This window comes from Cupriavidus sp. P-10, from assembly GCF_003402535.2.
Lineage (GTDB): Bacteria > Pseudomonadota > Gammaproteobacteria > Burkholderiales > Burkholderiaceae > Cupriavidus.
In genome coordinates this window covers 1,319,652-1,340,488 of sequence record NZ_AP025170.1, presented here as the reverse complement: position 1 = coordinate 1,340,488, position 20,837 = coordinate 1,319,652, and the positions used below count along the sequence as shown (strand labels likewise).

The following is a 20,837-nucleotide window of genomic DNA, read 5'->3' as shown; positions in this document are numbered from 1 at the left end:
GATTGCCCATGCAATTGCTGAGCATGAAACGCGCGCCGTGGCGCGCGACTATTGGAGCGGTTCTGCTCGCAGGCGGCTGCGTCATGCTATCGGCATGCGGCCTGCTGGCGGACCAGCCCGACGAAACCGCCGGCTGGTCGGCCAACAAATTATATTCGGAAGCCAAGGACGCACTGGATGGCGGCGACTACACCCGCGCCGTCAAGCTGTACGAAAAGCTCGAAGGCCGCTATCCGTTCGGCCGCTACGCGCAGCAGGCGCAGATCGACACCGCCTACGCCAACTACAAGGATGGCGAGACGGCTGCCGCGCTGGCCGCGGTCGACCGCTTTATCCAGCTGCACCCGAACCACCCCAACATCGATTACGCCTACTACCTCAAGGGGCTGATCAACTTCAACGACAACCTGGGCTGGCTGGGCCGCTTTTCCGGCCAGGACCTGAGCGAGCGCGATCCCAAGGCGGCACGTGCCGCCTACGACGCGTTCAACACGCTCGTCACCAAGTACCCGGACAGCAAGTACACCGCCGACGGCGCACTGCGCATGCAGTACATCGTCAACTCGCTGGCCCAGCACGAGGTGCATGCCGCACGCTACTACTACAGGCGCGGCGCCTACCTGGCCGCGGTGAACCGCGCGCAGCAGGCGCTGAAGGACTATGACGGCGCGCCGGCCAACGAGGAAGCGCTGTACATCATGATCCGTTCGTACGATGCGATGGGCATGAAGGACCTGCGCGACGATACCGCCCGCGTGATGGAGAAGAACTTCCCGGAAAGCGACTTCATCAAGTACGGTGAGCGCCGCAAGGACAAGTCCTGGTGGGAAGTGTTCTGAACCTCGCTCACGCCTGGCGGCGGCGATAAAAAACGGGACGTGTCGCATGACCGTCCCGTTTTTGTTTTCAGCGCGGCGCGTTCAACGTCCCTTCGGCGCCCCGTCAATCGTCCGCGTCGGCGTCCTGCGCCTCAGCAGGCGCTGTCTTGCCCTCGCCGCGCAGCGATTCCAGGAAGCGCACCGCCGTGGCCGCCTCGCGCGTGCGCGTGAACGGCGGCAGGCTCTGCCAGATCTGGCGGCCATAGGGCTTCTCCACCAGCCGGGTGTCGAAGATGGCCAGCACGCCGCGGTCGGACTCCGAGCGGATCAACCGCCCAGCGCCCTGCTTCAGCGTGATCACCGCATGCGGCAGCTGGTGCGCGGCAAACGGACTCAGCCCCTTCTTCTGCAGCACTTCCATGCGCGCGGCCAGCACCGGGTCGTCCGGAGGCGCGAACGGCAGCTTGTCGATGATCACCAGCGACAGCGCCTCGCCGCGCACGTCCACCCCCTCCCAGAAGCTCTGGCTGCCGACCAGCACGGCGTTGCCCAGCTCGCGGAAGCGGTCGAGCAGCTCGGTACGGCTGGCCTGGCCCTGCACCAGCAGCGGCAGGTTCAGGCCGCGCTCGGCGAAGGCATCGTAGAGCAGGTCGGAGGCACGCTGCACCGCGCGCAGCGTGGTGCAGAGCAGGAAGGTGCGCCCGCCGGCCGCTTCGATCAGCGGCAGCGCGGCCTGCACCACGGCATCGGTGAACTGCGGCGACTGCGGCGCGGGCATGTCGCGCGGCACGTACAGCAGCCCCTGCGTCGCGTAGTCGAACGGGCTCGGCAGCGTCAGCGAGCGGTCCTTGTCGAGCCCGAGCTGCGCCGCATAGTGCGTAAAGTTGCCCTTGACCGACAGCGTAGCCGAGGTAAAGACCCACGCCCGCGGCTGGCCGCCGCGCTGGCGCGAGAAGATCGGCGCGATCGACAGCGGGGTGCGGTGCAACTGCACGGTATGGGAGAACACTTCGACCCAGCGTACCGTTTCTGCCGGCGCCCGTGCTTCGGCTACCTCGCCCCCCTCGCCCCCCTCGCCTGCCGGTGTGGCGGGCACGGGCGCGGCAACGGCATCGCTGCGCCATGCCGCCAGGCGCTCGGCCAGTTCCAGCGCGCGCCGATGGCACTGCTGCAGCGATTCGGCGCGCTCCGCCTGGCTTTCCAGCATCTCGACAAAGGCCGACAGTGCCTCGTCCAGCGCATCGAGCGTTTCGTTGAAGGGCTCGGCGATGCGGCGGTCGGCCTCGATCTGGCCCAGCGCCAGGCGCGCGTTGTCCTTGTTGAACGCCAGCCGCAGGTCGCGCGCGGCACGCTCCAGCGGCGCGCCCAGTGCGACCCAGTCGACCGCGTCGCGCGCATGCGACAGGCCTTCGGCCACCGTGTCGCGGGCCAGCTCGAGCAGCTGGCTGGTCGACAGCGTCTCGCCGAAGAACAGCGTTGCGGTTTCGGGCAGCTGGTGCGCCTCGTCGAAGATCACGGTGTTGGCGGCGGGCAGCAGCTCGGCCATGCCGGTATCGCGCAGCACCACGTCGGCAAAGAACAGGTGATGGTTGACCACCACCACGTCGGCCTGCTGCGCTTCCTTGCGCGCGCGCATCACGAAGCAGTCCTTGTAGTACGGGCACTCCGAGCCCAGGCAGTTGTCGCGTGTCGACGTCACCATCTGCCACACCGGTGCGTTTTCCGGCACCGCGGCCAGCTCGGCCTTGTCGCCTGTCTTGGTTTCCTTGAGGAAGCGGCCGATGTCGCGCAGCCACGCGGCATCCTGGCGCGACGCCAGCCGCCCGGCCGCCTGCGCGCGCTCCAGGTGGTAGTGGCACACGTAATTGGCGCGGCCCTTGAGCAAGGCCACCGAGACCGGCACGTTCAGCGCATGGCGCACCGTCGGGATATCGCGCAGGAATAGCTGGTCCTGCAGGTTCTTGGTGCCGGTGGACAGGATGACCTTGCCGCCCCAAAGCATGGCAGGCACCAGGTAGGCGTAGGTCTTGCCGGTGCCGGTGCCGGCCTCGACGATCACCGTGTCGTTGGCGGCGATCGCCTCGGCGACGGCATCGGCCATCTTGTGCTGAGACGCGCGCGGCCGGTAGCCCGGGATGGCCTGTGCCAGCGTGCCGGTATCGGCAAAGATGGTGCCAAGCTCGGCGCTGCGGCTGGCAGCGGCGTCCAAAGCGCTGGCGGCGACGTCATGCACGTCCGTTGCGTCGTCCGCAGTGGCGGCGTCGTCTTGCTCGGGGGAATCGGAAAGGTCGGACAAGGGTGGGGGAATACGTTTGTGTAGGCCGCCGGTAGATCTGCCGGCGGCATCTGGCGCGGCGGCCCGGATGCTCAGGCCGGCACGTCGGGTTCGAGCTGCAACTGCAGCAGCGTGATGGCGTCCTTCAGCTTCAGGCGGCGCTTTTTCAGGCGGCGCAACTGCAGCTCGTCATGGACGGCGTCGCCGGAGAGCCGGTCGATCAGGAAGTCCAGATCGCGGTGCTCGATCTGCAACTCCATGATGCGCCGTTCCAGGGTATTCAGGTTGCTGTCCATGTGCGCCTCCGCGGTACGGTCAGTGCGATCGGCTCAGAAGCCGAACGGGCGCGGCGCCGACGCCTGGCCTTGCTGTTCCTTGGCCTTGGCGCGCCGCTCTTCCAGTTCCTTCTGGCGCCGCTCGAGGTCGCGCTGCTTGGCCTCGTACGCCTTCGCGTTTTCCTCGCGCTGGCGAGCCTGCTCGCCGCCCTTCTGCTGCGCCTCTTTCATCCTGGCGTCGAAGTCGGACTGCTTCTGCTGGTACGACTGCGCGTTGGCGGCGCGCTGCGGCGCCTCGCCCTGGCGTTGCGCCTCGCGCAGCTGCTGATCCTGCTGCTTTTTCTCGAATGTGGTGCGGCTGGACTTCTCGCTGGCGGCACGCTGCGGCTGGCTGGCCTCGAATTCGGCACGGCGCAGCGCCTGGTCGCGGTCGCGCTCGGCGGCGCGGTGCGCGCGCTCGGCCTCGCCGACTTCCAGTTCGCGCTTGCGCAGCACCTGCAGCTCCTGGCGCTGGGCTTCCTTGGCCTTGTCGATGCAGCTGGTGACGAAGAACTTGCTGTAGCACTCGTGCTCGGCCGCGGAGAAACGGTAGTTGGTCCACGCGCGCGAATCGCCGATGGCCTTGCGTTCGGCGCCGAAATCGCGCGGAGCTCCGGCGGCCGTTGGCGTTGCCGCGGCCGGTGCCGAGGCTTGCGCCAGCGCGGGTCGCACCGGCATCAGCACGGCGCCGGCGGCGAGCGCCAGCACTGCCAGGCTGGCAGCTTGGAAGAGGACGGATTTCGGCACGTTGGCGACGGTTGGCATGGCCGGTGAGGGTGTCGGCGAAGTTGCCGCTGAAGTGGCCTTGGCGGCGGCCGGACGGGGCTTGACGATCATGACGGGATTCTAGCATCCGGGCCGCCTGGCGGCCTGCCCCGCACATGCTGGTAACGCCCCTTGCGCGGCGCCAGCGGCCAGCGTGGCCGAACCGCGCCGCGCTTGTGGCAAAATGCCCCGCTTTCGACCGACTGCGTTTTCAGATGTCCAACCTGCCCGCTTCCGTCTCGCAAAAAATCGTGTCGCTCATCGCGGCTGAACTGTCCGTGCAGCCCCGCCAGGTCGCGGCCGCCGTGGCCCTGCTCGACGAGGGCGCCACCGTCCCGTTCATCGCCCGCTACCGCAAGGAAGTGACTGACAACCTGGACGACACGCAGCTGCGTAACCTGGAAGAGCGCCTGCTTTACCTGCGCGACATGGAAGACCGCCGCGCGGCCATCCTGGCGTCGATCCAGGAGCAAGGCAAGCTCACGCCCGAACTGCAGGCCGCCATCGAGGGCGCCGAAACCAAGCAGGCGCTGGAAGACCTCTACCTGCCCTACAAGCCCAAGCGCCGCACCCGCGCCCAGATCGCGCGCGAATGCGGGCTGGAGCCGCTGGCGCTGGCGCTGCTGGCCGATCCCACGCTGGATCCGCAAACCGAGGCGGCCAAGTACGTCAACGGCAACCCGACCGCCGACGGCGGCGTGCCCGATGTGAAGGCGGCGCTGGACGGCGCGCGCGACATCCTGTCCGAGCAGTTCGGCGAGACCGCGGAACTGCTGGGCAAGCTGCGCGAACACCTGTGGAACAACGGCGTGGTCGCCTCGACCGTGATGGAAGGCAAGGAAACCGCCGAGGAAGAGAAGTTCCGCGACTACTACGCCTACAGCGAAACCATCCGCACGGTGCCGTCGCACCGCGCGCTGGCGCTGTTCCGCGGCCGCAACGCGGGCGTGCTGATGGTCAAGCTGGGCCTGGGCGAAGAACAGGACGCGATGGTGCCGCACCCGTGCGAAGGCATGATCGCGCGCCATGTCGGCATCCAGCAGTTGGGCCGCCCCGCCGACAAGTGGCTGGGCGACGTGTGCCGCTGGTGCTGGCGCGTGAAGGTGCAGCCGCACCTGGAAACCGAGCTGCTGACGCAACTGCGCGAGACCGCCGAGAGCGAAGCCATCAAGGTCTTCGGCCGCAACCTGCATGAACTGCTGCTGGCCGCGCCGGCGGGCCCCAAGTCCGTGATGGGCGTCGATCCCGGCATCCGCACCGGCTGCAAGATCGCGGTGGTCGACAGCACCGGCAAGCTGCTCGATACCGCCACCATCTACCCGCACGAGCCGCGCCGCGACTGGAACGGTTCGCTCGCCACGCTGGCGCGCCTGGCCAGGCAGCACAACGTCGCGCTGGTCTCGATCGGCAACGGCACCGCCAGCCGCGAGACCGACAAGCTGGTGCAGGACCTGATGAAGCAGATGCCCGAGCTGAAGCTGACCAAGATCGTGGTCAGCGAGGCCGGCGCCTCGGTCTACTCGGCGTCGGAACTGGCCGCCAAGGAATTCCCGGACCTGGACGTGTCGCTGCGCGGTGCGGTGTCGATCGCACGCCGCCTGCAGGATCCGCTGGCCGAGCTGGTCAAGATCGATCCCAAGTCGATCGGCGTGGGCCAGTACCAGCATGATGTGAACCAGCGCGAGCTGGCACGCACCCTGGACGCCGTGGTCGAAGACTGCGTGAACGCCGTGGGCGTGGACGTCAACACCGCCTCGGCGCCGCTGCTGGCGCGCGTGTCGGGCCTGAACACGGTGCTGGCACGCAATATCGTCGAGTTCCGCGATGCCAACGGTGCCTTCGCCAACCGCGCGGCGCTGAAGAAGGTGCCGCGCCTGGGCGACAAGACCTTCGAGCAGGCGGCCGGCTTCCTGCGCATCAACGATGGCGACAACCCGCTGGACCGCTCGTCGGTGCACCCGGAAGCGTACCCGGTGGTGCAACGCATCCTGGACGCCATCAAGAAGGGCCTGCGTGATGTCATGGGCAACCGCGAAGCGCTGCGCGGCCTGTCGGCGGAGAAGTTCACCGATGAGTCGTTCGGCCTGCCGACCGTGCGCGACATCCTGTCCGAGCTGGAAAAGCCCGGCCGCGACCCGCGCCCCGAGTTCAAGACCGCGACCTTCCAGGAAGGTGTGGAGGACGTGAAGGACCTGCAGCCTGGCATGGTGCTGGAAGGCGTGGTCACCAACGTGGCGGCGTTCGGCGCGTTTGTCGATATCGGCGTGCACCAGGACGGGCTGGTCCATATCTCGGCACTGTCGAACAAGTTCGTCAAGGACGCGCACGAGGTGGTCAAGGCCGGCCAGATCGTCAAGGTCAAGGTGATGGAGGTCGACGTCAAGCGCAACCGCATCGGGCTGTCGATGCGCCTGGATGACGAGCCCGGCCAGGCGGCCCCGCGCGCCGGCGGCGACCGCGGCGGCCAGCGCAGTGGCGGCAAGGGCAGCAGCGGCGGCGGCCGCCGCGAGCAGGAGCCGGCGGGCGCAATGGCGGCGGCATTCGCCAAGCTCAAGCGCTGAGCGGCTCGCTGCCCGCGACATCCCTGGCGCCCCGCACCAAGCCGTGCGGGGCGTTTTTCATTGGGGCCCGTCCCGGGCGATCCGCACTGCCAGCCCCGTCGCGCCGTCGGTCCGGTTGGCAAAGGCCAGGTCCAGCCCATGCAGCCGCGCCACGCGCTGCGCGATGGAAACACCAAGGCCATGCCCGTGCTCCCGTTGCGTCCCACCCCCGCGGAAGAACCGGTCGCCCAGCCGCGCCAGCACATCGGGCGCGATGCCCGGCCCCTGGTCGCGCACGGTAATGCCGTCCGGCTGGAAATCCACGGTGACCAGCGCCCCCGGCGGGCTGTAGCGGATGGCATTGTCGAGCAGGTTGCGCAGCAGCAGCGACAACAGGTTGGCATCGCCCGCGACCGGTAGCGGTTCCCCGCCCTGCTCCGGCCATTCGAGCTCCACGTCGACCTGCTTCTGCTGCGCCAGCGCCAGGCAGTCTGACAGCGCCTGCTGCGCCACCGGCAGCCAGCTGACCGGCTGGCGGGACGGCAGTGCCGAGGCATCTTCCAGCCGGCTCAGCGTCAGCAATTGCGATACCAGCCGGCTGATGCGGTCGATGCCGGCGGCGACGTTGGCGCGGGCCTGGTTGCGCTCCACGGCGTCCGGCGAGCGCTCGGCAAGCTCCCATTGCGCCTTCAGCGCAGCCAGCGGCGTGCGCATCTCATGCGCCGCGTCGGCAGTCAGGCGGCGCTCGTGCTCGATCGAGTCCGAAACCCGCGCCAGCAGCCGGTTCATGGCATGGACCAGCGGCACCAGCTCGCCGGGCACCGCCGCCAGGCTGAGCGGCTGGCGGTCATCGGGCGCACGCCGTTCGATATCGGCCGACAACGCCCGCACCGGTTCCATCGCGCGGCGCGTGAACCAGATCAGCAGCCCGATCAGCATCGGCAGGCCCGCGGCCCATGGCAGCACCTGCGCGGCGATATAGGACAGGATCAACTCGTTGCGCTCGGCCAGTTGCTGGCCGACGCAGACGCGCCAGCCGGTATCGGGATCGTCGAGGTAGTAGAGCCGCCAGCGCTGCTGGCCGAGGACGGTGTCGCTGAAGCCCTTCAAGCCCGGCGCGCGCGGCAGCAGGTCGCCCTCCGGATCGATATGCAGGGGCTTCCCGTCCGGCAGCCACGCGGCGATGGCGAGGTCGCCCAGGCCGGCATCGCCCTGGTCGCCCTCCACAAGTTGCGGCAGCCGGGTGCGCGACGGCCCTGCGGCAAGGTCGACCATCGGCACCACCGAGTGCATCTGCAGCGCCATGCGCACCATGTCGGTGTCGTACAGCTCGTTGATCTCATGCCGGGCGCGCACGTAGGTCAGGCCGATGGTCAGCAGCCAGACCACCGGCGTGGCGATCAGCACGGCAAGGATAAGCCGGCGCTGCAGCGTCATTGGCAGTCCTCGGCAGCGCCCAGCGTGTAGCCCGCGCCGCGGAAGGTGCGCACGATCTTGGGATGGATCTTGCGGCGCAGGTGGTGGATATGGACTTCAAGGGCATTGCTTTCCACGCCGCCCTGCCAGTCATAGAGCTTGTCGCGCAGGAAGTCGCGCGTCAGCAGGCGGTTGGGATGTGCCAGCAGCAGTTCGAGCAGCATGGCTTCGCGGCTGGTCAGCTCCACCGGCGTGCCGGCCCAGTACGCCTGCCTGCCGGCCGGATGGAATTCCAGCGCGCCGTGCTTCCACACCGGCGACGACAGCCCCACGGCCCGGCGCGTCACGGCGCGCAGGCGCGCGGCCAGTTCGTCGAGCGCGATCGGCTTGACCAGGTAGTCGTCGGCGCCGGCGTCGAGCCCGCCGATGCGGCTTTCGATCGCATCGCGCGCGGTCAGCACGATCACGGGAATGCGGCAGCCGCGCGCGCGCCAGCGCGCGAGCAGCGCCATGCCGTCCTCGCCGGGCAGGCCAAGGTCCAGAACCACGGCGTCATAGTCGGCCATCTCCAGCGCATGGTCGGCTTCGGTGGCGGTGCCGAACCAGTCGACCGCATAGTCCAGCAGCTGCAGCCCGCGCCGCAGGCCATCGCCGAGCATGGGGTCGTCTTCAACGATAAGGATTCTCATGTTCCGGGTGTTATGCGGGAGTCACGCGCGGGAGTTACGCGCGGCGCGCGGCAATCACGCCGCGAAGGATATCGATTGTGAGCCCGCAGGCTTAATGTGCCATTAAGGTTGGCGGCTTATCCTCGCGCTCGCATTGCCAGGCCTTGTCCTGTTCAACGCCGCGCCTGGCGCCGGCGCCGACAAGGCCGTCAACTCTTCCTTCCGCGCCGCCTTGCCGTCACACCTGCCCTCCAGCCCTGCCACCCCCGCCGTGCTGCCCCGCACCGGGCGCCTCGCCGCCGGGCCGGGGCATGCCGTCCGCGTGGCAGGCATCCCCGCCCTTGCGCTCGCGCTCGCCGTGCTGGCGTTCGCGCTGCTGTGGTTCGGCACGCTGGGCGTGCGCCACTTGCTGGGACCGGACGAAGGCCGCTACGCCGAGATCGCGCGCGAGATGCTGGTCACCGGCGACTGGGTCACGATCCGCTATGACGGCCTGAAGTACTTTGAGAAGCCGCCCTTCCACATGTGGGTGACGGCGCTCTCGTACACGCTGTTCGGCGTCGGCGAATGGCAGGCGCGGCTGTGCGTCGCACTCGCGGGCCTGGCCGGCGTGGCGGCATCGATGCTGGCGGCGGCGCGCTGGTTCGGCGCGCGCGCAGGTTGGCTGGCCGGGCTGGTGCTGGTATCGGCGCCGATGTGGAATGCCGCGGCCCACTTCAATACCCTCGACATGACGCTCTCCGGCGTCATGGCCTGCGTGCTCGCGGGCATGCTGCTGGCGCAGCACCCGCGCACCACGCGATCGGCGCAACGCAACTGGATGCTGGCGTGCTGGGCGGCGATGGGCATTGCGCTGCTGACCAAGGGGCTGGTCGGCCTGGTGCTGCCGGGACTGGTGCTGGTGGCGTACACCTGTGCCACGCGCGACCTGGCGCTGTGGCGGCGCCTGCATGCGCCGGCGGGGTTCGCACTGATGCTGGGGGTGGCGGTGCCCTGGTACTGGCTGGTGGCGCGGCGCAATCCCGAGTTCCTGCACTTCTTCTTTATCCACGAGCACTGGCAGCGCTACACCTCGACCGTGCATGCGCGCAAGGGGGCGCTGTGGTACTTCGTCCCGCTGGTGCTGGGTGGCTTCCTGCCGTGGCTTGGGATGCTGCCCGCGATGGTCCGCACCGTCAGGCATCGCGCCGGCGCCGCGGGCACTGCCGGCAGTGCCGGCACAAGCGGCCCGGCACCGTTCCAGCCCGCGCTGATGTGCGCGCTGTGGGCAGTGTCGATCTTCGTCTTCTTCAGCCTGTCCGGCTCGAAATTGCCCGGCTACATCCTGCCGGTGTTCCCGGCGCTGGCGATTCTCGCCGGTGCCGCGCTGACGCAGGCAAGCGTGCCGGCATGGCGCAGGCAGCTTTGGGCGATGCTGTCGATCGGCGCGCTCGGGCTGCTGGCAAGCCCGATCGTGGCGACGCTCGATTCCAACAACACGCCCAACCTGCTGTATCGCGCCTACGCCGTGTGGGTGGCGCTTGCGTTTGCCCTCGTCTGCGCCAGCACGGTCGCCGCGCTGTGGCTGCGGCACCGGCACGGGCGCATGGCAAGCATCGCGGCTTACGCGCTGGGCATGCTGCTGGCATTTACCGTCGGCCTGCTCGGCCATGAGGCCATCGGGCGCTCGGCATCTGGCATCGGCCTGGCCGCGCCGATCGAGCGCGTGCTGCGACCCGGCATGCCGCTGTATGGCGTCGGCATGCTCGACCATACGTTGCCCTTCTACCTGCGACATCCGCTGACCATGGTGGCGCAGCCTGATGAACTGGCCTTCGGCACGGAGCAGGAGCCGCAGAACTGGCTGCCGACCGTCGACGCCTTTGTCGATGCGTGGCAGCACGGCCCGCGTGCCGTGGCGCTGCTGTCGCCAGCGACGTTTGCCGAACTCAGCGTGCGCGTGCCGATGCACGTGATCGCGCGCGACTGGCGGCGCGTTGCCGTGGCCAACTTCCCCGTCGCCGGCGTGCGCTAGCGTGCTGCCGGTGTTTCGTGCCGCGCCTGCGCGGCACGCCTTCTTTTCCATGCGATCGTCAAAAGCAATGCAAGGCAAGAAAGTACTGATTCTCGGCGTCAACGGCTTCATCGGCCATCACCTGACGCGCCGCATCCTGGAAACCACGCCGTGGGAGGTCTACGGCATGGACATGAACACGGACCGCCTCGGTGACCTCGTCGACCACCCTCGCATGCACTTCTTTGAAGGTGACATCACCATCAACAAGGAGTGGATCGAGTACAACATCCGCAAGTGCGATGTGGTGCTGCCGCTGGTCGCCATCGCCACGCCGGCCACCTACGTGCGCCAGCCGCTGCGCGTGTTCGAGCTGGATTTCGAGGCCAACCTGCCGATCGTGCGCGCCGCGGTCAAGTACGGCAAGCACCTGGTGTTCCCGTCGACCTCCGAGGTCTACGGCATGTGCAGCGATGAGGAGTTTGACCCGGAAGCCTCGCCGCTGGTCTACGGCCCGATCAACAAGCCACGCTGGATCTATGCCTGCTCCAAGCAGCTGATGGACCGCGTGATCCACGCCTACGGCATGGAGCAAGGCCTGAACTACACGCTGTTCCGTCCGTTCAACTGGATCGGCGCGGGCCTGGACTCGATCTTCGAGTCGAAGGAAGGTTCATCGCGCGTGGTGACGCAGTTCCTCGGCCATATCGTGCGCGGCGAGCCGATCAAGCTGGTCGACGGCGGCGCGCAGCAGCGTGCGTTCGCCGATATCTCGGACGGCATCAGCGCGCTGATGCGCATCATCGAGAACCCCAACGGCATCGCCAGCGGCAAGATCTTCAATATCGGCAATCCGGCCAATATCCACTCGGTGCGCGAGCTGGCCGAGATGATGCTGAAGATGGCGGGGGACTATCCCGAATACGCCGAGGAGGCGCGCAAGACGCAGATCGTCGAGACCTCGTCGGGCGACTTCTACGGCAAGGGCTACCAGGATGTGCAGCACCGCGTGCCGAAGATCGACAACACCATCGACGAGCTGGGCTGGAAGCCCGAGGTCAGCATGGAGCAGTCGCTGCGCCGCATATTCGAGGCCTATCGCGGCCACGTCACCGACGCGCGCACGCTGGTGAACCAGTCGTAGGCCCAGGCACGCGGCACCGGCACCCTACGCGTCAGCGCGATCGAAGCCCGCCTTGCGCGCCAGCACGATTGCCTGGGCGCGGTTTTCCACTTCCAGCTTGGCGAAGATGCTGGTGATGTGGTTGCGCACGGTCTTCTCGGACAGGTCCAGGTGGGCAGCAATCTGCGCGTTGTCGCGGCCCTGAGCGATCAGTTCGACGATATCGCGCTCGCGCCTTGTCAGCGCGGTGAACGCGGGATCGCTCACCGGTGCCGCGGCCGGCAGGAAGGCGCGCACCTCGTCGAGCCAGCGGTGCCACGCGGGCTCGGTTTCCAGCAGCAGGTGGTTGCCGCTTTCCAGCGGCACGAAGCGTGCGCCAGGGATTTCGCTGGCGATCAGGCGGCCCTCGTCGAATGGCACGCGTGCGTCGCGTACCGCATGCAATACCAGCGTCGGGCACGTGACTCGGGGCAGCAGCTCGACCACGTCGATCTCATTGAACACGCGCATGAAGCGCGCGGCATTCAGCGGCGACGTCGATACCCGTTCCAGCTCGTTGAACCAGGCATGCTGCTCGGCGGTGCCGCCCGGGATGAACTGCGTCGTAAAGAACTGGCGGAAGGCGGGGTTCTCCTGGCCCCAGCCTAGTTCGGCAAGCTTGTTCATTAATTCGGCTTCCTCGCGCAGGCTCTGGCTCAGGTGATCGCGCTTCAGGCGCCCGCGGGCGTAGCCGCCGTGCAGGATCAGGTGGCTGACGCGCTCCGGGTGCGCCACCGCATAGGCCACCGCGATCGATGCGCCCTGCGAGATGCCCAGCAGCGGAAAATGCTCTACCCCGGTAGCATCGACGATCGTTTCCAGGTCGCGCAGCCAGGCATCGAAGGACAGGTCTTCGATATCGCGGTCGGACAGGCCGCAGCCGCGTTCGTCATAACGGATCAGGGTGTGGGCGGTCGACAGCGCCGTGATCATATGGCTCCACACCGGGCTGCCGACATCGAACTCGAGGTGGCTCATCCAGTTTGCCGCCTTGACCAGCGGCGCGCCGCCACCCGTAACGGCGTAGGCAAGGCGAACGCCATCCCGGCTGGTGCACAGGCGTATCTGCTGCTTGAACATCGGCATGTCGGGTCGCGCGGTGCTGGGACGGCCTGACGGCAGCCGGGGCCCGTGGGCCCGGCCTGCCGCGCGGGCGCGCCGCGTGACTTCAATAGTTTAGGAAAGGATCGACGGGACCTGGCAAGCGTTTGCGCCTGAAGCACCCGGTTGCGCGGATGCAGCGGCCCGGCGTGGCGCCGGGCCGGTGGGAGTTGGCAGGTGAATCAACGGACAAAGTGCGCCAGGATTGGGCATGCGCGGGTCATGGCGCACATTCCCTGGCCTGGCTGTCGCGGGCGCGCCAGGACCGGCCGTTCCGCCGCGCCCGGCTCACTCACGCGTGGCCGCTCGCGGCGCTTTCGCGCCCGGTTGCGGTCAGGCATTCGCCGCCATCGCGCGAGCCGCTGCGCTCGCCGTCGCTGAAGCTGTCGCGCGAGCTGATGCGGGTCCCCTCCGTAAACGGGTCGAACTGTCCCATGCGCGCGCCGTCGGTGTATGGATCAGGCTTGCGCATGCCGTCCCGGTACGGATCAAAGCCACGGACCGCGCACACGGACATGCCCTGGCGCGCCACCACGGGCAGCATCGTGGCCTCGGTCGCGGGCCCGTGTGCGCCGTCGGAAAACGCGTCGCGCTGCCCGTTGCGGACATGCGCGGCAGTCCGGGTGGCTTCGTCACCCACACCCGCGTGGGCAGTCAGGCTCAGCCCGGCGGCAAGTGCGGCGGTGGCAAGCAGGGTCCTGGCAAACTTCTTATGCATTGCTATCTCCAACAGGGGATGCCGCGAGCGTGGCCGCTGCGGTCCCTCATGCAGGCGATCGTCGACGGAATGCGCGGGCCGCACGGGATCGCCTTCGCCGTGCGGGCCGAGTGCCTGGCGCCGGCCGGCTGCCTTCCCATCGCGGCAGCAGCGCGGCGCCTGACTCCTGGATCAGGGTGTGGCGGGTGCGGGATAGCGGGCGCGTGGCGCCGGCTTCAGCCGCCCTGCGTCAGTGCAGCCATCCAAACATTACGAACAGCGGCAGCAGCGGCGGCAGCAGCAGCGACGGCATCAGCCGTGCCGGACTGCGCCAGCGTGCCGCCAGGCACGCCGACACGCGGTCGGCGGCCAGCTGCACCGCGGTGCGCAAGAGCGCCGCATCCGGCGCCTGGCGTCCGCGCAGGGAGCGCGCCAGCGACAACGCGCGTCCCAGCTCGCGTGCCGGCGCGCCGTGATCGTGGTCCAGCTCACGCAGTGAGGCCAGCCACGCATCCCAGGTCGCATGTGAATGACAGAAGACGTAGAGCAGCAGGAGCGCCGGCGGCAGCAGCACCGCACCGGTTTGCGCCATGCGGTGACGCAGGGCCCGTCGCAGCCACGGCGGCAGCGCGCGTCGCGGCTGGCGGGCGCGACGGACTTCGTCGGCATGCCGGCTGGACGGGCGAGACCACTGCTGCAACGGACGCATGGCACGGCTCCTTGAGGAGATGGACCACCACTAAGGTGGTCCTGTGACAGGTTGAGGGTTGCATTGTCTGGCGGAGGGCAAGAGCGCGCATGAGGCCCTGGTCCCGGGTAGGCCGCGGAGCCGCCCGACTTTCCGGGACAAGCGCCCTGGCAAGGCGCCGGCGGGTGGCGCATGGCATGCGCTGGCCCCCTGGGCGTGCATGCCGGGCTGCCGCGGTGGCCGCACGCATCGCTGCCTGCGGGCGCGGCGGTTGCCGATGGGCGCCTTGGGGGGTGATGGCTGCAGTGCGGCAGTCCCCGCGGCCCCGCGCCCGGGACCGATGTCCCGGCGCCACGCCGTCCACAACGCCCAGCAAAGGCCATTTCGGGACGCCGGCCTCATGCGCGGGCGCTGGCCCGCTGCAATGATGGGTGCACCGTCAACCGACTGACGGATAACGCCTACAGGAGTCCTCCTCATGGAAAACGCCGCCCAATCCTCCACCGGCTCGACCGGCAGCCAGACCGGCTATCAGGCCGGATGCCAGCCCGGCTACCAGGTCGACACGCAGCGCTACGCGCGCTGTATTGACGCCTCGCGCCGCATCCGCTGGGACATCGACCGCGACGTGATCCGCGGCCGCACCTTCGACCTCGACCACAAGTTCCTGCCCGACGGGCTGTCGCTGGCCGATGAACTGCCGTTCCTGTCGCCCGCCGAGCAGCGCTTCATGTCCCAGGTGCAGGGCCGCACCTACGCCAACATGTTCGGGCTGGTGGAGCGCTTCGTCAGCGCCAAGGTGCTGGAACTCAGCCGTGACCATTGGCTGGGCGACCAGACCGCGCTCGAAGCGCTGGTGCGCTTTTCCGACGAGGAGATCAAGCACCAGGAACTGTTCCGCCGCATCGAGCGGCTGGTCGCCGCGCATATGCCCGACGGCTACCAGTTCAACGCCACGCCCAACGAAGTCGCCGCGTTCGTGCTGAGCAAGCGCAACTGGGCCGTGCTCGCCATGACCTGCCAGCTCGAGCTGTTCTCGCAGGCACACTACCGCGCCAGCATCGGCACCGCGCCCGACCTGTCCGAGCTGTACAAGGACGTGTTCCTGTACCACTGGCGCGAGGAATCGCAGCACGCGATCATGGACGAGCTGGAATGGCTGCGCGAGGATGCGCGCATTGACGCCGCCGAGCGCGATGCCGCGATCGAGGACATGATCGCGCTGGTCGCCGGCTTCGACGAGATCGTGCAGGGCCAGGCAAAGGCGGATACGGATTACTTCGTCAGCGTGACCGGCCACACCGCGCATGCCGCGCAGATCGCCGAGACGGTGCTGAAAGCCTACCGCTGGACCTACATCGTCACCGGGGCGCTGGAGCCGCGCTTTGGCAAGCTGCTGACCGAGATGGTGACCGAATCGCAGATGGCCCGGATCCAGGCCGCGATGGCACCGCTGATGTATGCGATGCCGGCCAGCGGCCAGCCCTCGCCTGCCATGGCCGCCTGAAACGAAAAACCCCCGGGGCGCCTGTGAGCGCCACCGGGGGCTTGCAGCGGGCGCGCGGCCCGTGCGTTCAGATCTCGACCTTGGTACCCAGCTCCACCACCCGGTTGGCCGGGATCTGGAAGAAGTCGGACGGCTTGGCGCCGTTCTGATGCATCCAGGCGAACAAGCTCTCGCGCCACATCGGCATGCCCGGCAGCTTGGACGGGATCACCGACTCGCGCGCGATGAAGAACGAGGTTTCCATCAGCTCGAAATGCATGTCGAGCTTGCGGTCGGCCAGATCCAGCACCTTCTGCACGTCCGGCGTTTCCTTGAAGCCGTACTCCGACTTCAGGATAAAGACGCCGCCGCCCAGGTCCTTGCAGCTCAGGCGATGGTCGTCGTCGACGTACGGCACGTCGCGCGTGATGAAGTGCAGGAACACCACGCGCTCGTGCAGCACGCGGTTGTGCTTTAGGTTGTGCAGCAGCGACACCGGCACCGAATCGGTATTGCCGGTCAGGAACACCGCGGTGCCCTCGACGCGGTGCGGCGGGTGCGCCAGCAGGCCGGCAATGAAGGGCTCCAGCGGGATGCCGTCTTCCAGGCTGCGCGCGCGCAGCAGCTTGCGGCCGCTGTACCAGGTCATCAGCATGAAGAAGGCCATGCTGCCCAGCAGCAGCGGGAACCAGCCGCCTTCGGCAACCTTGAGCAGGTTGGCGGCAAAAAACGACAGGTCGACCAGCAGGAAGCCAGCGCCGACCAGCACCACCATCGCAGTGTTCCACTTCCACACATTGCGCATGCACACCGCCGCCAGGATGCTGGTGATGACCATGGTCGTGGTCACGGCGATGCCGTAGGCCGCTGCCAGGTTCTCGGACTTCTTGAACGAGATCACCACGCCGAACACCAGCACCAGCAGCAGCCAGTTGACCACCGGCAGGTAGATCTGGCCGATTTCAGCGGCCGAGGTGTAGCGCACGCGCATGCGCGGCACGAAGCCCAGCTGGATCGCCTGGCTGGTCAGCGAGAAGGCGCCGGAGATAACCGCCTGAGAGGCGATCACCGTGGCGCAGGTAGCCAGCAGCACCATCGGGATCAGCAGCGGCTCCGGCACCATCAGGTAGAACGGGTTCTCGGCGCCGGCGGGGTTGTGCATCAGCATCGCGCCCTGGCCGAAGTAATTCAGCATCAGGCATGGCATCACCAGGATGAACCAGCCGATGCGGATCGGGCGCGCGCCGAAATGGCCCATGTCGACGTACAGCGCCTCGGCCCCCGTCAGCACCAGGAACACCGAGCCCAGCACGATGAAGGCCTGCAGCGCGTGCTCGACCAGGAAGGTGATGCCGTACATCGGATTGACCGCCTTGAGGATCTCCGGCGCCTGGATCAGGTTGAACACGCCCAGCGCGCCCAGCGCCAGGAACCACGCTGTCATGATCGGCCCGAACAGCTTGCCCACCGCGGCCGTGCCATGGCGCTGGATCAGGAACAGCGCGGCCAGGATCACGAGCGTGATCGGTATCACGAAATGCGACAGCTGCGGCGCGGCGATCTCCAGCCCTTCCACCGCCGACAGCACCGAGATTGCCGGCGTGATAACCGCATCGCCATAGAACATGCAGGCGCCGAAGATGCCCAGCATCATCAGGATCCTGGCCTTGCCGGAGCGCGGCGCCACGGTACGCAGCACCAGCGCCATCAGCGCCAGCACCCCGCCCTCGCCGTCGTTGTCGGCCCGCATCACGAACACCACGTACTTGATCGAGACCACGATGATCATGGCCCAGAACAGCATCGAGATGACGCCTAGCACGGCGTCGGTGCTGAAGGCGATGCCGTGCTCCTTGCTGAAGCACTCCTTGAGCGCGTACAGCGGGCTGGTGCCGATGTCGCCGAAGACGACACCGACCGCGCCGAGCACCAGGGCGCGCGTGCTGGGACTCTCGACGAAATAATGGCTGGTTGTGGACTGGGTAGTCATGAGATTGGGTCTGCCCGGCCGGCTCGCCGGCAGTTTTGTTGGCTCTGGCGCAGTCGCGGCCCGGCGCATGGGCCTGCGCTGCTGCGACCGTTTTCCGGCGCTCTTAGCGTTCTATTGCATTGCACAAACCGGGGCAATTCTAGATGAACTGTCAGCTAACGACCACTCCGGATGATTCGGATGCCGTTTTCGCGACTCAGCAAGAATGGGAGGGAAGTGGCCGGTGGTCAAGGCCCGTGTAAGCAAAACAGCGTGTCCTTGCGCCCGCAGGTGCCGTTGCGGCAGGGCAACATTTGTGCGTCATGCGGCACCCAGAGTGCTTTATACGCCGAGGTAGCGGTCCAGCGCCTCCGGCTTGCCGGCCAGGTCGGCCGCGGGGCCGGCCAGCACGACCCGCCCCTTTTCCAGCACCACGGCGCGGTCGGCGTGCGCCAGCACCGAGCGGAAGTTGCGGTCGACCACCACCGAAGCGATGCCGGTAGCGCGCACCGTGGCGATGACTTCCCAGATCTCGCGCACGATGCGCGGGGCCAGCCCTTCGGTGGCTTCGTCCAGCACCAGGCAGTCGGGATTGGTCATCAGCGCACGGCCGATCGACAGCATCTGCTGCTCCCCGCCGGACAACTGCTGGCCGCCGTGCGACAGGCGTTCCTTGAGGCGCGGGAACAGGTCGAGCACACGCGCCTCGTCCCAGTCGTTGCGGCCGTTGCAACCCTTGCGGGCGGCCATCAGCAGGTTTTCTCGCACCGACAGGCTGGGGAAGATGCCCCGCCCTTCCGGCACGTAGGCCACGCCCAGGCGCGCCACCTCGTACGGCTGCGCACGCGACATATCGCGGCCGGCCACGCGGATCTGCCCCTGGCGCTGGCGCACGTGTCCCAGCAGCGTACGCAACAGCGTGCTCTTGCCCATGCCGTTGCGGCCCAGCAGGCCCACGGTCTCGCCCACGCCAACGGTGAAGTCGATACCGCGCAGCACATGGCTGGAGCCGTACCAGGCGTTGATGCCGGTGGCTTCAATCATCGGCGTGCTAGTCGGCGTGCTAGTAGCCGTGCTGATTGACGTACTCATGCGGCCTCGCCTTCTTCCTCGCCCAGGTAGGCGAGCTGGACTTCGCGGTTGGCCCGGATCGCCTCGGGCGTGCCGGTGGCGATCACCGTGCCGTTGACCATCACTGTGATGCGGTCGGCGACCGAGAACACCGCGTCCATGTCATGCTCGACCAGCAGGATGGCGTGGCCCTCGCGCAGGCCGCGCAGCAGTCCCAGCATGCGCGTCGACTCCTCTGCCCCCATGCCGGCCAGCGGCTCGTCGAGCAACAGCGCCACCGGCTGCGTGGCCAGGCACATCGCCACCTCGAGCTGGCGCTTCTGGCCATGCGCCAGGTCGCTGGCGGGGCGGTCCGCCAGCTGCGCCAGGCCGGCGCGCTCCATGGCCTCGTCGGCCAGCGCTGCGCTGGTGCGGCAGCCCTGCGCGCTTTCCCACAGGCGCCAGGCCCGCTGGGCGCGCGACTGCGCCGCCAGCCGGCAGTTCTCGCGCACGGTCAGCGGCAGGAAGATATTGTTGCGCTGGTAGCTGCGCCCCACGCCGTGCCGCGCCAGCCGCGGCTGCGACCAGCCGGTGACCTCCTCACCCTTCAGGAACAGGCGCCCCGACGTGGGCGGCAGCTCGCACGACAGCATGTTGATCAGCGTGGACTTGCCGGCGCCGTTGGTACCGATCACGGCATGGATCTCGTGCAGCGACAGCGACAGGTCGACGCCGGCCACCGCGGTGAGGCCGCCAAAGCGGCGCGTGAGCTGCTGCGCCTGCAGAACCGGGGTATTCATGCGGCCTCCGTCTTGCGCGCGTTGCCATCACCGGCCTTGCCGGCCTCGCTGGCTTCGGTCCCGTGCCCGCCGTTGTGGCGCCCGGTCTTGCCGCGGCGCCCGTGCCGCAGCACCGCGGGCAGGCTGACCAGCCCGCGCGGCAGCAGCGCCACGGCAACGATGATGAAGCCGCCCATCACCAGCTGCCAGTGCTTGGTCAGCGTGCTGAACCATTCGGCCAGCAGTACGAAGGAAAACGCCCCCAGCACCGCCCCGGCCAGGCTGCCGACGCCGCCCAGGATCACCATCAGCATGGCGTTGCCCGACTGGTGCCACGATGCGATCTCCGGGTTGACGAAGCCGAACTGGATCGCATAGAGGAAGCCTGCCAGCCCCGCCAGCACCCCACCCGCGACAAAGGCGCCAAGCTGGTAGCGATAGGTGGCATAGCCGGCGGCGCGCATGCGCTGCTCGTTATGGCGGATGCCCACCAGCGCATGGCCGAAGCGCGAGCGCAGCACCAGCGCCAGCAGCGCGACCGTGGCCACCAGGCCCATCCACACCAGCCAGTAGAAGTGCGTGGCGTCGGTGACGGTCAGCAGGTACTCGCCCGGCACCGGGAACTCCGGGCGGAAATAGATATAGGTGCCGTCGCTGCCGCCGGCGACCTTGGTGTCATGGAACACGAAGTACACCATCTGCGCGAAGGCCAGCGTCACCATGATGAAATACACGCCGCGCGTGCGCAGCACCAGCGCGCCCACCACCAGCGCCAGTCCCGCGGAGGCGGCCAGCGCGCCGGCCAGCAGCAGCCAGCCGTTGCCCGGGCCGGATTGCGGCGCCAGCATCGCGGTGGCGTAGGCCGCCATGGCAAAGTACGCGGCATGCCCCAGGCTCACCAGCCCGGTATAGCCGATCAGCAGCTGCAGCGACAGCGCGAAGATCGCCATGATCATCACCTTGCTGAGCAGCTCGATATAGAACTTGTGGCTGTCCGCGGTCAGCAGCAGCGGCAGCACGGCCAGTACCGCGAAGGCCACGAGCCAGCCCAGCGCGGCGAGCAGCGCGGCATTGCCGCGGGGATGCCGGCGCGCCGGCAATGTCGTCGGATTCATG

The 20,837-nt window shown here is 68.1% G+C and carries 17 protein-coding genes; 5 read left to right on the top strand and 12 right to left on the bottom strand.

Features of this window, described 5'->3' with window-relative positions:
• Positions 1 to 8 precede the first annotated feature (8 nt).
• Positions 9 to 839 (top strand): outer membrane protein assembly factor BamD, encoded by an 831-nt coding sequence (locus CTP10_RS06230; RefSeq protein WP_116321058.1) that lies wholly within the window; start codon positions 9 to 11, stop codon positions 837 to 839.
• Between the two features lie 103 nt (positions 840 to 942).
• Here CTP10_RS06230 and CTP10_RS06225 read toward each other — a convergent pair whose 3' ends face one another.
• The 3 genes from CTP10_RS06225 to CTP10_RS06215 all read right to left on the bottom strand — a co-directional run bounded on the left by CTP10_RS06225 (position 943) and on the right by CTP10_RS06215 (position 4,244).
• On the bottom strand, positions 943 to 3,114 hold the full coding sequence (locus CTP10_RS06225) for an ATP-dependent DNA helicase (protein ID WP_116321059.1): 2,172 nt from the start codon (positions 3,112 to 3,114) through the stop codon (positions 943 to 945).
• Positions 3,115 to 3,185: 71 nt separating this feature from the next.
• Entirely contained in the window at positions 3,186 to 3,389 is a 204-nt protein-coding gene (locus tag CTP10_RS06220; protein ID WP_116321060.1) for a DUF465 domain-containing protein, read from the bottom strand.
• 33 nt (positions 3,390 to 3,422) lie between these two features.
• The gene (locus CTP10_RS06215; RefSeq protein ID WP_116321061.1) at positions 3,423 to 4,244 is read right to left on the bottom strand and encodes a hypothetical protein; all 822 of its coding nucleotides are present in this window, start codon (positions 4,242 to 4,244) and stop codon (positions 3,423 to 3,425) included.
• Between the two features lie 143 nt (positions 4,245 to 4,387).
• Between CTP10_RS06215 and CTP10_RS06210 the strand changes: the two genes are divergently transcribed.
• Positions 4,388 to 6,733 carry a Tex family protein gene (locus tag CTP10_RS06210; protein WP_116321062.1) on the top strand — a complete coding sequence of 782 codons (2,346 nt, stop codon included), beginning with the start codon at positions 4,388 to 4,390 and terminating at the stop codon, positions 6,731 to 6,733.
• A gap of 57 nt (positions 6,734 to 6,790) precedes the next feature.
• On the opposite strand, the gene CTP10_RS06205 is transcribed toward CTP10_RS06210, so the two are convergent.
• Both CTP10_RS06205 and CTP10_RS06200 read right to left on the bottom strand, forming a co-directional pair.
• Positions 6,791 to 8,149, bottom strand: a complete 1,359-nt coding sequence (locus CTP10_RS06205; RefSeq protein ID WP_116321063.1) for an ATP-binding protein — start codon at positions 8,147 to 8,149, stop codon at positions 6,791 to 6,793.
• Positions 8,146 to 8,817 (bottom strand): response regulator, encoded by a 672-nt coding sequence (locus tag CTP10_RS06200; protein ID WP_116321064.1) that lies wholly within the window; start codon positions 8,815 to 8,817, stop codon positions 8,146 to 8,148. The genes CTP10_RS06205 and CTP10_RS06200 overlap by 4 nt, the downstream gene beginning before the upstream one ends.
• A 253-nt stretch (positions 8,818 to 9,070) precedes the next feature.
• On the opposite strand from CTP10_RS06200, the gene CTP10_RS06195 reads away from it, so the two are divergent.
• Both CTP10_RS06195 and CTP10_RS06190 read left to right on the top strand, forming a co-directional pair.
• On the top strand, positions 9,071 to 10,810 hold the full coding sequence (locus CTP10_RS06195; RefSeq protein WP_442875119.1) for a glycosyltransferase family 39 protein: 1,740 nt from the start codon (positions 9,071 to 9,073) through the stop codon (positions 10,808 to 10,810).
• A gap of 67 nt (positions 10,811 to 10,877) precedes the next feature.
• Complete coding sequence (locus tag CTP10_RS06190) at positions 10,878 to 11,933, top strand: bifunctional UDP-4-keto-pentose/UDP-xylose synthase (RefSeq protein ID WP_271815575.1); 1,056 nt, start codon at positions 10,878 to 10,880, stop codon at positions 11,931 to 11,933.
• Positions 11,934 to 11,957: 24 nt separating this feature from the next.
• Here the strand turns inward: CTP10_RS06190 and CTP10_RS06185 are convergent, their stop codons facing one another.
• From CTP10_RS06185 to CTP10_RS06175, 3 genes are all read right to left on the bottom strand, one after another.
• Positions 11,958 to 13,037, bottom strand: coding sequence for an alpha/beta fold hydrolase (locus CTP10_RS06185; RefSeq protein ID WP_116317789.1), 1,080 nt, complete (start codon positions 13,035 to 13,037; stop codon positions 11,958 to 11,960).
• A 307-nt stretch (positions 13,038 to 13,344) separates the two neighbouring features.
• Positions 13,345 to 13,770, bottom strand: a complete 426-nt coding sequence (locus tag CTP10_RS06180) for a hypothetical protein (RefSeq protein WP_116317788.1) — start codon at positions 13,768 to 13,770, stop codon at positions 13,345 to 13,347.
• A gap of 229 nt (positions 13,771 to 13,999) precedes the next feature.
• Positions 14,000 to 14,458, bottom strand: a complete 459-nt coding sequence (locus CTP10_RS06175) for a hypothetical protein (RefSeq protein WP_116317787.1) — start codon at positions 14,456 to 14,458, stop codon at positions 14,000 to 14,002.
• Positions 14,459 to 14,915: 457 nt separating this feature from the next.
• On the opposite strand from CTP10_RS06175, the gene CTP10_RS06170 reads away from it, so the two are divergent.
• On the top strand, positions 14,916 to 15,944 hold the full coding sequence (locus tag CTP10_RS06170) for a hypothetical protein (RefSeq protein WP_233527967.1): 1,029 nt from the start codon (positions 14,916 to 14,918) through the stop codon (positions 15,942 to 15,944).
• A 67-nt stretch (positions 15,945 to 16,011) separates the two neighbouring features.
• On the opposite strand, the gene CTP10_RS06165 is transcribed toward CTP10_RS06170, so the two are convergent.
• The 4 genes from CTP10_RS06165 to CTP10_RS06150 all read right to left on the bottom strand — a co-directional run bounded on the left by CTP10_RS06165 (position 16,012) and on the right by CTP10_RS06150 (position 20,836).
• A complete protein-coding gene (locus CTP10_RS06165; protein WP_116317786.1) occupies positions 16,012 to 17,913 on the bottom strand; it encodes a potassium transporter Kup in 1,902 nt (633 codons plus the stop codon).
• A gap of 321 nt (positions 17,914 to 18,234) precedes the next feature.
• Positions 18,235 to 18,984 (bottom strand): ABC transporter ATP-binding protein, encoded by a 750-nt coding sequence (locus CTP10_RS06160; RefSeq protein ID WP_233527966.1) that lies wholly within the window; start codon positions 18,982 to 18,984, stop codon positions 18,235 to 18,237.
• A complete protein-coding gene (locus tag CTP10_RS06155) occupies positions 18,981 to 19,742 on the bottom strand; it encodes an ABC transporter ATP-binding protein (protein ID WP_116317784.1) in 762 nt (253 codons plus the stop codon). Before CTP10_RS06155 ends, CTP10_RS06160 begins: the two co-directional genes overlap by 4 nt.
• The gene (locus CTP10_RS06150) at positions 19,739 to 20,836 is read right to left on the bottom strand and encodes a branched-chain amino acid ABC transporter permease (protein ID WP_233527965.1); all 1,098 of its coding nucleotides are present in this window, start codon (positions 20,834 to 20,836) and stop codon (positions 19,739 to 19,741) included. Before CTP10_RS06150 ends, CTP10_RS06155 begins: the two co-directional genes overlap by 4 nt.
• Position 20,837 lies beyond the last annotated feature (1 nt).